This is a genomic window from Citricoccus muralis, from assembly GCF_029637705.1.
GTDB lineage: Bacteria > Actinomycetota > Actinomycetes > Actinomycetales > Micrococcaceae > CmP2.
In genome coordinates this window covers 999,742-1,012,299 of sequence record NZ_CP121252.1, presented here as the reverse complement: position 1 = coordinate 1,012,299, position 12,558 = coordinate 999,742, and the positions used below count along the sequence as shown (strand labels likewise).

The 12,558-nt window shown below is 65.5% G+C and carries 9 protein-coding genes; 3 read left to right on the top strand and 6 right to left on the bottom strand.

Going from position 1 to position 12,558, the window contains the following annotated elements; genetic code table 11:
* Nucleotides 1-221: 221 nt before the first annotated feature.
* The 3 genes from P8192_RS04640 to rsmI all read right to left on the bottom strand — a co-directional run bounded on the left by P8192_RS04640 (nt 222) and on the right by rsmI (nt 4,014).
* Complete coding sequence (locus P8192_RS04640; RefSeq protein ID WP_278158863.1) at nt 222-1,319, bottom strand: pyridoxal-phosphate-dependent aminotransferase family protein; 1,098 nt, start codon at nt 1,317-1,319, stop codon at nt 222-224.
* A 170-nt stretch (nt 1,320-1,489) separates the two neighbouring features.
* Nucleotides 1,490-2,971: an NAD-dependent succinate-semialdehyde dehydrogenase gene (locus P8192_RS04635; protein ID WP_278158861.1), complete on the bottom strand. Its 1,482-nt coding sequence runs from the start codon at nt 2,969-2,971 to the stop codon at nt 1,490-1,492.
* Between the two features lie 200 nt (nt 2,972-3,171).
* Nucleotides 3,172-4,014 carry a 16S rRNA (cytidine(1402)-2'-O)-methyltransferase gene (rsmI, locus tag P8192_RS04630; RefSeq protein WP_278158859.1) on the bottom strand — a complete coding sequence of 281 codons (843 nt, stop codon included), beginning with the start codon at nt 4,012-4,014 and terminating at the stop codon, nt 3,172-3,174.
* Nucleotides 4,015-4,047: 33 nt separating this feature from the next.
* On the opposite strand from rsmI, the gene P8192_RS04625 reads away from it, so the two are divergent.
* Together P8192_RS04625 and P8192_RS04620 are read left to right on the top strand one after the other, a co-directional pair.
* Nucleotides 4,048-5,679, top strand: a complete 1,632-nt coding sequence (locus tag P8192_RS04625; protein WP_278158857.1) for a dolichyl-phosphate-mannose--protein mannosyltransferase — start codon at nt 4,048-4,050, stop codon at nt 5,677-5,679.
* A 72-nt stretch (nt 5,680-5,751) separates the two neighbouring features.
* Nucleotides 5,752-7,578, top strand: coding sequence for an AMP-dependent synthetase/ligase (locus P8192_RS04620; RefSeq protein ID WP_278158855.1), 1,827 nt, complete (start codon nt 5,752-5,754; stop codon nt 7,576-7,578).
* Nucleotide 7,579: 1 nt separating this feature from the next.
* Here the strand turns inward: P8192_RS04620 and P8192_RS04615 are convergent, their stop codons facing one another.
* Both P8192_RS04615 and P8192_RS04610 read right to left on the bottom strand, forming a co-directional pair.
* On the bottom strand, nt 7,580-8,974 hold the full coding sequence (locus P8192_RS04615; RefSeq protein WP_278158853.1) for a TIGR01906 family membrane protein: 1,395 nt from the start codon (nt 8,972-8,974) through the stop codon (nt 7,580-7,582).
* Between the two features lie 120 nt (nt 8,975-9,094).
* A complete protein-coding gene (locus P8192_RS04610) occupies nt 9,095-10,087 on the bottom strand; it encodes a stage II sporulation protein M (protein ID WP_278158851.1) in 993 nt (330 codons plus the stop codon).
* A gap of 61 nt (nt 10,088-10,148) precedes the next feature.
* On the opposite strand from P8192_RS04610, the gene P8192_RS04605 reads away from it, so the two are divergent.
* Nucleotides 10,149-10,952 carry an RDD family protein gene (locus P8192_RS04605; protein WP_278158849.1) on the top strand — a complete coding sequence of 268 codons (804 nt, stop codon included), beginning with the start codon at nt 10,149-10,151 and terminating at the stop codon, nt 10,950-10,952.
* Here the strand turns inward: P8192_RS04605 and ahcY are convergent.
* Nucleotides 10,949-12,532 (bottom strand): adenosylhomocysteinase, encoded by a 1,584-nt coding sequence (ahcY, locus tag P8192_RS04600; protein ID WP_278158847.1) that lies wholly within the window; start codon nt 12,530-12,532, stop codon nt 10,949-10,951. The two genes, P8192_RS04605 and ahcY, sit on opposite strands and share 4 nt — an antisense overlap.
* Between the last annotated feature and the right edge of the window lie 26 nt (nt 12,533-12,558).

The window sequence follows — 12,558 nt, the reverse complement described above, 5'->3', positions numbered from 1 at the left end:
TCGAACGGCCCCGACTCGCTGCTGCGAGTCGGGGCCTTAAATGTGGAGATACAAGCACAACTCATTGACCCCGATCAAGAAGACCCCCGAGAACATGATCAACCCAGCTTCAATGCCTCCCCCGCTGAGGAGCAGTACCACGCCGCCCAGAAACAGCGGGTAGCTCAAGGTTGTCAACAAGACGGATCGGTTTCCTCGATTCTCCTGTTTCATTGCCGCCATCAGGCGCGGCTCAGCGCATCCTTGAGAGCAGTCAAGATCAAGGCAACCGAGGCGGGGTTGGCGTTCGGTCCCATGAGGCCGATACGCCACACGGAATCAGCGAACTGGCCGACACCGGCACCGATCTCCAGGTTGTATTCCTGCAAGAGGAAGCTACGCACCGAGGCCGAATCAACACCCTCGGGGACCCTGACGGAGGTCAGCTGGGGCAGACGATGCCCCTCCGCGGCGAACAGTTCTAGCCCCATCTCCTGGAGCCCGGCCTGCAGGCTGGCGCCGGCTTGTTCGTGGCGGGACTGCACCTTCTCGAGCCCCTCGCCGAGGATCCGGTCGATACCGGCTTCCAGGGAGGCGACCATCGCCACCGGTGCGGTGTGGTGGTAGGCGCGCTTGCCGCCAGAGGCACTGGATGCATAACCACCGAGCAGACCGAGATCCAAGTACCATGACTGGGGCTTCTCGACCCGACGCTCAAAGGCACGATCCGAGAACGTGAACGGCGCCAAACCGGGAGCGACACCGATGCACTTCTGGGTGCCCGCGTAAGCCACATCGACGCCCCAGGCGTCAGCTTCGACCTTCATGCCGCCGATCGACGTCACAGCATCCATGATCAGCAGTGCCTCACCCTTGTTGGCGCCGATGGCCGACAGGTCCGAGCGCACACCGGTGGAGGTCTCGGCATGCACAGCAGCAATCACGGTGGGATTCGGGTGGGCCTCCAACACCCGCTGAGTATCCACCGGGGTGCCGTAGTCGTGATCCACCCGAACCACCTCGGCCCCGCAGCGGGCCGCCACGTCGCACATCCGCTCACCGAAGAGGCCGTTGACCGCGATCACCGCGACGTCACCGTCCTGCAGCGTGTTCACGAACGCGGCCTCCATGCCGGCAGAACCTGTGGCACTCAACGGCATGGTGCGCTCGTTCTGCGTGCCCCACAGTGTGCGCAGTCCGGCGTTGACCCGATCCATGCGCGCGATGAACTCTGGGTCCAAATGGCCCAGCAGGGGCAGACCCAGGGCGGCGGTGGCCTCTGGGTACGGGTTCGTCGGGCCAGGGCCGAACAGGTGACGATACAGAGCTGGTGCGGTCATGTGTCCTCTTTCCTCGCACGCGCTGGTGCTCATTTTCCTCAATAATGACGTCTACTCTGATGCAGAGTATCCCGTGACGTCGGCAACATCCATGGTCAACGCACAGGAGCCCCGATCTTCACGACCAGGGCTCCAGAGGAAGGCTAACGATCAGTCAGCCACTGAGTGCGTTACTGCGCAGCGTAGGGGTCGGCGATGCCGATGTACTGCACGGTGGTGTACTCTTCGATGCCCTCGGCGCCGCCTTCACGGCCCAGACCGGACTGCTTGACGCCACCGAACGGTGCGGAAGCATTCGAGATGACACCGGCGTTGAAGCCGACCAGACCGAACTCGATCTGCTCGGAAACGCGGAACAGCTTGTTGACGTCGCGGGTGTAGATGTAGGAGGCCAGACCATACTCGGAGGCGTTGGCCAGCTCGATGGCCTCTTCCTCGCTGGAGAAGGTGATGACCGGAGCCACCGGACCGAAGATCTCCTGGCCCAGGATCGGGCTGCCGCTGGACACCTTCAGCACGGTGGGCTGGTAGAAGTAGCCATCGCCTTCCACCGGGGCGCCGCCGGTGACGACATCAGCACCGGCATCCACGGCTTCTGTGACCAGGGCGTGAACGTCGTCGCGAGCGCCACCATCGATGATCGGTCCCACGGTGGACTCCGGATCGGTTCCGCGCAGCGGCTTGAGTGCCTTCATGGCATCGGCGAACTTCTGGGTGAATTCCTCGGCCACGGCCTCGTGCACCAGGAAGCGGTTGGCTGCGGTGCAGGCCTCGCCCATGTTGCGCATCTTCGCTGCCATTGCGCCCTGCACAGCAGCATCCAGGTCGGCGTCCTCGAAGACCAGGAACGGGGCGTTGCCGCCGAGCTCCATCGAGGTGCGCAGCACGTTCTCGGCGGCGTCCTTCATCAGGCGCACACCCACCGGGGTGGATCCGGTGAAGGACACCTTGCGCAGGCGACGGTCCTTCATCAGCGGGCCGGAGATCGAGGATGCAGAGGTACCCGAGACCACGTTCAGCACGCCAGCCGGCAGTCCGGCTTCCATCATAGTCTGCGCGAACAGCTGGGACGTCAGAGGAGTCAGCTTGGCCGGCTTCAGCACCATGGTGCATCCGGCAGCAACAGCCGGGGCGACCTTGCGGGTGGCCATCGCCAGCGGGAAGTTCCAGGGGGTGATCAGCAGGGAGGGACCCACGGGCTTGTGGGTGACGATCATCTTGTTCTTACCCTCGGGCGAGGTGAAGTAGCGGCCGTAGTGGCGCACGGTCTCTTCGGAGAACCAGCGCAGGAATTCGGCACCGTAGGCGACTTCGCCGCGAGCCTCGGCCAGGGGCTTGCCCATCTCGAGGGTCATCAGCAGGGCGAAGTCCTCGGCGCGCTCGGTGACCAGATCGAAAGCACGGCGCAGAATCTCGGCGCGATCACGCGGGGCCGACAGGGCCCACTCACGCTGCACGGCGTCTGCCGCGTCCAGTGCAGCGAGCGCGTCTTCGCTGGTGGCGTCCTGCAGCGACGTCAGCACCTTGCCGGTGGCCGGGTCGTGGACGTCGAAGGTCTTGCCGGAGGAGGCGTCACGCCATTCTCCGTTGATGAGCAGTCCGGTGGGAACCGAAGCCAACAGTTCCTGTTCACGCTGTGCCGTCACGGTCATCGCTACCTCTTTCATTCGTTCACGCTCGGTGTGCCCTACAGCGTAGTGCTGGGGTTGCTCCAAGCCGCGGAGACGGAGTGACGCCGAACCTGACGTCGTGCTTCCAGACTAGGGGGTCCGGGTGAGCTTGCGCACGTGTGTCTGTTTTTGTCGTTGTTGCCGTTGTTAATCATGGCGCTCATGCCGGTTAAGCATGGCGCTCATGCCTCGCGACGGGCCAACACTGCGTTGTACAGATCGCGGGTGGCCACCCCTGGGGCAGCGGCGGCGACCTCTTTGACCACGGATTTCAGTTTCTCCCCCGCAGACACCCGTTCTTCCACCACGCTGACCAGGGTCTCGAGGTCCGGGGTGGTCTGATCGGGCTGGTGTCCCTGGACCACGATGACGATCTCGCCACGCACCGTTCCGGCTCCCGCCCACTCGGCGAGGCCAGCGAGGTGGCCGCGCACGACTTCCTCGTGCAGTTTGGTCAATTCTCGGCAGACACACGCTGGACGGTCCGGACCGAAGACCTCGCTCATGGCCTGCAGGGTGGCCGCCAGCCGGTGCGGCGATTCGAAAAACACCAGGGTGCGGGAGTCTTCGGCGACCTCGCTGAGCCAACGGCGCCGCTCCCCGTCCTTGCGCGGAACGAATCCGTCGAAAGCGAAGCGGTCGCTCGGCAGCCCGGAAAGGGCCAACGCAGTGGTCACCGCAGATGGGCCTGGTGCGCAGGTGACGTCCACCCCGGCGGCCACGGCGGCTTGGACCAGCCGGAACCCCGGATCGGAGACTAACGGCATGCCGGCGTCGGAGACCATGACCACGGTGGCACCTTCGGCGGCCAGACGGACCAGCTCCGGGGCGGAGTGGGCTTCGTTGTGTTCATGGTGGGCCACCGTGCGTCCCCGGATGGGGGTGCCTAAGGCCCGGGCCAACTGGGCGAGAGTGCGCGTGTCTTCGGCCGCCACGACGTCAGCGGTGCTCAACAACTCGCGCAGTCGGGCCGATGCATCGCCGATGTTACCCAACGGCGTCGCCGCCAAAATGATGCTGCCCATGTAGTCCTCAAATCGTCACGTACGATGGTGTGCGTGCATCGCCGCCCCGCCTCCGTCGCCCCATCCTGGGTGTCGTCAGCGTCGCAAGCGTACACCGACACCGTACTGCGAGCGCGCCTGATCGGCGAACGCCTTCCGCTGGGGGCGGCGGCCTGGATCGTTCCCGCCCTCGTCACCTTCCTCGCCGCGATTCTGCGCTTCACCGCGCTGGATCATCCGCACCGGCTCATTTTCGATGAGACCTACTACGTCAAGGACGGCTGGAGTCTCTGGCAACACGGCTACGAGGTCGGTTGGGAAGAAGACTCCGACGAAGCATTCGCCAACGGGGAGATCGCCGCCAAAGACGAAGCCTCCTATGTGGTGCACCCCCCGCTAGGTAAGTGGCTGATCGGTGCCGGGGTGGCCTTGATGGGACCGGAATCTGGCACTGGGTGGCGCCTGGGATCCGCGGTGGTGGGCACGCTCTCGGTGCTGCTGGTGGCGTTGATCGCCCAGCATATGTTCCGTTCGGTGGCCCTGGGCGGGATTGCTGGACTGCTGCTCGCAGTGGACGGGCATCACCTGGTGATGTCACGCACCGGACTGCTGGACATTTTCCTCTCATTCTTCATTCTTGCGGCGTTCGGGGCCATGATTCTGGACCGGGATGCGGGCCGAAAACGCCTGGCCCGGCTCATTGCGGGTCGGGCGCAGGACTCCCCCGAGCAGCTGAGACGGTATCTGCAGTGGGGTCCGTGGCTGGGCTGGCGTCCGTGGCGGATGCTCGCAGGGGTGCTGCTGGGAGCCGCCTGCTCGGTGAAACTGTCGGGTCTGGCGTTTGTTGCTGTGTTCGGGCTGATGATCGTGTGCTGGGACATCAGCGCGCGCCGGGTGGCCGGAATCCGCCGCTGGTTCGTGGCCGGTGTGGTGCGCGACGGGCTGTATGCGTTCGTGTGTGTCGTCGTGGTGGGGGGCATCACCTACCTGATCACCTGGTCGGGCTGGATTCTCACCTCCGGTGGTTTCTACCGCAATTGGGGTGCAGAGCATCCGGCCAGCGGGCTGGAAGCGCTGGTGCCCGACTGGTTCCGGAGCCTGGTGCACTATCACTCCCAATCCACCGAGTTCCACACGGACCTGTCGTCGGGCCATAACTACGCCTCGAACCCGTGGACATGGCCGTTTATGGGCCGGCCAGTCTCGTTCCACTATGTCGGCACCGACAAGGGCGAGCTGGGGTGCGCCACCGAGGGCGGCTGTTCCGAAGCGATTCTGGACCTGGCCAATCCGCTGCTGTGGTGGTCTGGCCTGTTGGCCATGCTGGTGATGGTGTTCCTGTGGCTGGGCAAGCGCGACTGGCGGGCCGGTGCCATTCTCGGCGTTTACGTGGCCGGCCAGCTCGTGTGGACGCTGTGGCCGGAACGCACCATGTTCTTCTTCTACACCATCGCCTACACCCCGTTCCTGGTGTTAGCCGTGACCATGTGCCTGGGACTGATCCTGCGCCGGGGCGCCATCGACACCGCGGACGGACTGCGACCGCGCCGGCGCAGTCTGATCATCGTGCTCGGATTCGTACTGGCGGTAGTTCTGTTGTCGGCGTACTTCATGCCGCTGTGGACCGGCCAGCAGATCCCGTACGATTCCTGGCGGATGCGCATGTGGTTCGACTCCTGGATCTAGGCTCTCGACCTCGGCACCCGATACCATCGACCAGGTTGCTCCTGACAATTCATTTTTCTTGGGAAGGCTCTCGTGCTGGAAACCTCCACCGCGCCGACGGCGACTCTGCCAGACGATTCGAATCTGACTGACTTGGCCCTGGCTGTCGCACAGCAGACCCCCGAGGCACCCGTGTACGCGGTGCCCAACGGCACCGGCGGTTGGCTGGATGTGTCCTACCAGGCGTTCTTTGATCGGGTGCGGGCGCTGGCCAAGGGGCTGGCGCACCACGGTGTGGCCCCCGGGGATCTGGTGGCGCTGATGGCACCCACCAGTTACGAGTGGGCACTGATTGACCAGGCGATCTGGTTCGCCGGCGCCGTATCGGTGCCGATCTACGAGACCTCCTCCCCGGCTCAGGTCCGGCACATTCTCTCGGATTCCGGCGCCCGCCTGGTGTTCACCGGCGGCGAGAAGCAACACCGCTCCGTGGCGCGAGCCCTGGACGAGACCGAGGGCGTGGATGCCAGCGCGTTCACCGTGTTTTCCATGGACGACGCCGCCCTGGTGCGCTTGGCCCACGATGGAGCTCACCTGGCCGACGAGGTGATCGAGGAGGCACGCAGCACTCCGGTGCTCGATGACACCGCCACCCTGGTGTACACCTCGGGCACCACCGGTCAGCCCAAGGGCGCGAAAATCACCCACCGCAATCTGGCCGAAGGTGCGGTGAACATCCTGACCTTCGCCCAGGACATCATCGGCGGCGGCGAACAGCGCACCGTGATGTTCCTGCCGCTGGCCCACGTGCTCGCCCACGCGGTGCAGTACATCTGCCTGGTGGGGCGGATCCAGATCGCCCATACCTCGGACCTGTCTCGGCTCACCGAGCACATGGCCAGCTTCCACCCCACCTGGCTGCTGCTGGTGCCCCGCCTGCTGGAAAAAGTCGAGGCCGGCATTCTCGCCAACGCCCGCGACTCCGGCAAGGAACGCATCGTCACCGTGGCCCGCGACACCGCCATCGCCTATTCACGTGCCATCGAAGCCGAGCAGCGCGGCGAAGGCAAGGGCCCCGGAGCCGCACTGAAGGCCAAGCACGCACTGTTCAACCGCCTCGTGTACCCGAAGGTACGGGCCCTGATGGGTGGGCAGGCACGCTTCGCCGTCTCCGGGGCTTCCCCGTTGAACCCGGATTTGGCGCATTTCTTCCGCGGCATGGGGATCAATATCCAGGAGGGCTACGGGCTGACCGAATCCACCGCCCCGGCCACTCTGAATATCCCCGGGCACACCCGCTTGGGGTCGGTGGGTTTGCCGGTGCCGGGCACCACGGTCAAGATCGCCGAGGACGGCGAAATCTGGCTGCGCGGCATCGTCATCTGCGATGGCTACCTCAACCGTCCCGAAGCCAGCGCCGAGGCGTTCAGCGCGGACGGTTTCTTCAAGACCGGTGACCTGGGCCGCCTGGATGATGACGGCTACCTGTACGTGACCGGGCGGAAGAAGGAGCTCATCGTCACCGCGGGCGGCAAGAACGTGGTGCCCACTCCCCTGGAGGAATCCATCCGCACCGCGCCACTGGTCTCTCAAGTGGTAGTGGTCGGTGACGATCGTCCCTTCATCGGCGCGCTCGTCGCCCTCGACCCCGAAGCCGTGGATCGGTGGGCCGCCGAGCACTCACGCTCCCCCATGAGCCTGGCAGAAGCCGCCGAGGATGAGGGCATCATCGCGGAAGTGCAGCGGTTCGTGGACCTGGCCAACGAGCAGGTGTCCCGGGCCGAGTCCGTGCGGAAATTCCTGATTCTGGACCGCGAGCTCACCGAGGCTTCGGGTCACGTAACCCCGTCACAGAAGCTCCAGCGCCACCGGGTGATCGAGGACCATCCGGAGGAGATCGAGCGGCTCTACCAGCGCTGACTCAGCGGGCTGATTCGCTCGACCAGTAGTTTTTGCGGGTGATCAGCTGGATTTGGTCCTGTTTGGAGTCCTCGCGACGACGGCGCGTGGGCCAGGTGAAGACCAGGGTCACGATCGCGGTGATCAGGGTCAGTGCTGCCACGGCGATTCCTGCGTCGATCCAGAATTGGTTCGGGTAGAGCCGGATCAGGGTGTCAGAAGCGTAGAACGTCCAGGTGCCATCGGCGAAGAACAGCGAGTGGAACCCGGCAAAGAATGCTTCCCAACCCAGGACGGCTACCACGGCGAGGCCGATCGTGGCCACGATGAGCCAGACGGCGCCTGCGAACAGGCCGCGGCGGATGCCACCCTTGCGGGTGCGGGCCAGGATGATCATGAAGGCCAGGCAGGCCAGCCCCAGCACGATCCCGGCGAGCATAGTGATCAGCATGACGATCTTGACGTCGTGCATGTGCGAGACCTCTTCGGCCGTGAACAGGCTCTGGCCCTCACCGGAGGTCAGCTCCGAGAGATAACGGGAGTTCGACAGGTTGAACAGGTAGTCCAGCCCGTAGGAGCCGTAGACGGTGCGGTCCTCGGTGCTGAAGCCGAAATCGTCCGAGGGGAACCCAGGGCGGCGGTATTCCAGCCACAGGAACATCGGTGAGGCCACCAGGCGGATCGCGGCGATCAGCAGCACGATGGGCGCGAAAATCGCCAACAGCACCTGCAAAACCCGAGAAACAGTGCGCGGCGATTCCAACGCCTCGTCCCGGGCCATGGCGCGGGCCTCGGCCTCGCGGCGGGTGCGTCGATCCGTCTCGGCGTGGCCCATTCCGGCCGAGGCTGGCACGGCTGCCACCCCGGTGAACGGGTCGACCGGTTCAGCCTCGGTGGCGGTCTTGTGGAGGACCCGGGTGTCCCCGGTGTCTCCAGCACCTGTGGGGTCTCCGGTTTTCTGGTCCGCGCTGAGGTCGGGCAGCGGCACCGTGTAGTTGTGCTCGGCCGCAGGGGAATCCGCCGTCGGCTCCTGATCCGAGATCACCTCGGTGTGCTGGTGGTCATCGGCCTCGCCGATCACCTCGGTGTGCTGGGGCTCCTCCGACGTGAGGTCGGTGGTCTCAGCATCGCCGATGACCTCCGTGTGCTGGGCGTCGTCCGGCTGGGCATCGTCCGGCTGGGCGTCGTGCTCGTGGTCCAGCTCGGTTTGACGGGCGATCGGGGTGGTTTCGGCGTCGGCATCGGAGTCCTGCAGGAATCGCGGGGTCTCCGTGGTGGGCGCCTCGGTGGTGGATTCGGCATCGGCGTCGGCGGTGTTCTCCGGCTCGTCGTCGATGAACGCGCTGTAATCCAGACCGGATTCGAAATCCTCGGATGTGGCTTTCGGGTCCTGCTGTTCAGGGTCCTGAGTCGTCATCTCTACCTCGTTTCCGAGCCGTACAAGCCCGCCTCATGGTGGTTCTCCTCCGAGCGTACTGCCCCGGAGGAGTTCTGTGAGGAGTGACCCACCGATGTGCGGCGCATCGGCGACCGCGGATCAGGCGGTAAGCTGATGGGCTCCAGAGTCGGTGCGGGAGAGGTCTCCGGTGACGCCGTCGCGCACCGCACGGCGCCCGAGCAGCAGGGTGTACACCCAGTACCCGGCCAGCACGGCGGCACCGATACCCAGGCGCACCGGATCGGGCCAGTCGGCGGGAGTGACGAAAGCCTCCACCAGGGCGGAGACGAACAGTACGCCCACGAGACCGATGGCGACGGTGATCAGCGAGCGCCCGGCGGAACCCACCGAGGCCATGCGCGTTTGGCGGCCGGGAGCCACCAGGGCCCAGAAAATCTGCAGTCCAGCGGCACCGGCGATGAAAATGGCGGTGAGCTCCATGAACCCGTGCGGCAGGATGAACAAGAAGAAAGTGTCCAGCTCATCATGGGCCGCCATCACCCCGGCGGACATGCCGATGCTTTGGGCATTGGTGTAGAGCACGTAGGGCACGAAGAACCCGGTGATCCCGAACGCTACTTCCTGGGCGGCGATCCAGGCGTTGTTGGTCCACACCAGGGAGGCGAAGGAGCCGGCCGGATTTTCCGAGTAGTACTGAACGAAGTCCTCTTGGACGAAGGCTTCTTGTTCTTCGGGGGTCATCAGCGAGGCCAGCACCTCCGGGGAGGTGGCTACCCAGGTGGCGTAGGCGGTACCCACCGCGCAGAACAGCACCCCGAGGATCACCGTCATCCAGCGGATCCGATAGAACGCAGCCGGGAGCTGCCGCGAGACGAATTCTCGCACCACCGAGCCGGGATTTTCGGTGGCGGAGGTGAGCCGGGTGCGGGCCGCGGCGACCACCAGGGAGAGGCCACTGGCGTGGGGGCCGTCGGGGTCTTGGGCCTGGACCACGGAGAGGTGGGTGGAAGCCCGGCCGTAGAGCTCCACCAGCTCATCAATCTCCGCTGAGCTGAGGCGCCGGCGCTTGGACAGGGTGCGCAGACGGTCCCAGTCTTGCTGGTTCACGGCGGTGAAGGCGTCAAGATCCACCCTGACAGGCTACCGGGTAAGGTGGTGCCCGGACAGTACCGAAGCGTCAGGGGTGCCCCATATGAGTTCAGCCACCGTTATCACTGGTGAGGCGGTCGTCCTGCAGCTGCGCCCGGCCACGATCATTCAGCGCGCGGCCGCCACCCTCATCGACGGCGTGGCGCTGGCGCTCCTGACCGTGGGGCTGATCTGGGCTTTGGCGCAGTTCGATGTGACGCTAGACCAGGCCGCGGGACAAGCGGCGGTGATCGTCGCGATGGTCTTTCTGCTGGTGCTGGTGCCCTTCACCGTGGAGACGCTCACCCGGGGCCGCTCCCTGGGCAAGTGGGCATTGGGATTACGTGCGGTACGGGATGACGGCGGCGGGGTGCGCGCCCGCCACGTGCTGGCCCGGGTGCTCACCGGGGTCTTTGAGGTGTGGATGACCGCGGGCTCGGTTGCGGTGATCGCTTCGATGATGAACGAGCGCGGCAAGCGCCTCGGCGACATGGTGGCCGGGACCTACCTGATCACCCAGCGGCTACCGAAGCCGCCTCCCCCACTGCCGGACGTCCCGGCCCCGCTGCGCCAGTGGGCTTCTACGGCCGACGTCGGCCGGTTGCCGGATTCCTTGGCGGTGGCTATTACTCGGTTCTTGCGGCAGGCCGAGAGGATGCTGCCCGAGGCCCGCCAGCGCACCGCCTGGAACCTCACCCAGCAGGTGGCACCCTATGTGGCGCCGGGTCCCGGTGCCCAGGTTCCGCCCGAGGCGTTTCTGCACGCGGTGGTCGCCGAACGCAGAAACCGGGACTACGCGATCCTGCAGGCCCGTCGTGAGGCCATGCAAGAACGCGCGTCCCGGTTGGTGCGCAGTCGCTCCTTTTAGTAGCGGTAGTGGTCCGGCTTGTACGGTCCGGCCACGTCCACACCCAGGTATTCGGCCTGGGACTTCGACAGCTCGGTGAGTCCCACACCCAGGGCGTCCAGGTGCAGGCGGGCCACCTTTTCGTCGAGCACCTTGGGCAGGGTGTACACCTGGTTCTCGTAGGTGCGCCCGGTCAGTGCACCGGCGGCGTTGTGCTGGTTGAACAGCTCAATCTGGCCCATCACCTGGTTGGTGAACGATGCGGACATCACGAACGAGGGGTGCCCGGTGGCGTTGCCCAGGTTCAGCAGCCGACCTTCGGAGAGCACGATGATCGAGCGCTCGGCCTCGGTTCCGGCGTCGAGCGTCCACTCGTGCACCTGCGGCTTGATCTCGGTCTTCACCACGCCCGGGATCCTGCCCAGTCCTGCCATGTCGATCTCGTTGTCGAAGTGGCCGACGTTGCCGATGATGGCCTTGTTTTTCATCTTGACCATGTCCTCGGCCATGATGATGTCTTTGCCGCCGGTGGTAGTGATGAAGAGATCACCGGTGCCGATCACCTCATCGAGACGGGCCACCTGGTAGCCGTCCATCGCGGCCTGCAGCGCACAGATGGGGTCAATTTCGGTGACGACGACGCGGGCACCCTGGCCACGCAGCGCCTCGGCCGCACCCTTGCCCACGTCACCGTAGCCACACACGACAGCAACCTTGCCGCCGATCAAGACATCGGTACCGCGGTTGATGCCATCGGGCAGGGAATGGCGGATGCCGTACTTGTTGTCGAATTTCGACTTGGTGACGGCGTCGTTGACATTGATCGCGGGGAACAGCAGCCCACCGGTCTGGGCCAGCTGGTAGAGGCGCAGCACACCGGTGGTGGTTTCCTCGGTGACGCCGCGGATCTGCTCAGCAATGCGGGTGAACTTCTGGCCATCGGCCTGCAGGGAAGCGCGCAGGCGGGCCAGGATGATCCGGAACTCCTCCGGGTCCTCGTCGGTGGCCGACGGCACGGCCCCGGCGCCCTCGAATTCCACGCCCTTGTGTAGCAGCAGGGTGGCGTCGCCGCCGTCGTCGAGAATCATGTTGGGGCCCAGCTCGGGGTCCTCATCGGCGCCGGGCCAGCTCAGGATCTGTTCGGCGGTCCACCAGTATTCCGGCAGTGACTCGTTCTTCCAGGCGAACACCGGAACACCCTGCGGGTTCTCGGGGGTGCCCTCGCCCACGACAATCGCGGCAGCGGCCTCGTCCTGGGTGGAGAAGATGTTGCAGGACGCCCAGCGCACGGTGGCGCCCAGGGCGGTGAGGGTCTCAATGAGCACCGCGGTCTGCACGGTCATGTGCAGAGAACCGGCGATGCGCGCCCCGGCCAGCGGCTGAGATTCGGCGTACTCTTCGCGCAGGGCCATCAGCCCGGGCATCTCGTGCTCGGCCAGGCGGATCTGGTGGCGTCCGGCCTCGGCGAGGGTGATGTCGCGGATGGTGAAGTCGAACTCGGCGCCGGGCACGGTGGTCCGGTTCGAGAAGGCAGGGTCGGTACCGGGGCCGGCGGTGGTGGGCACGGCGAGGTCAGGGGTTTCTGCGGGATTCTGCGTCATGCTCTCCAGCCTAGACCGTCACGCGG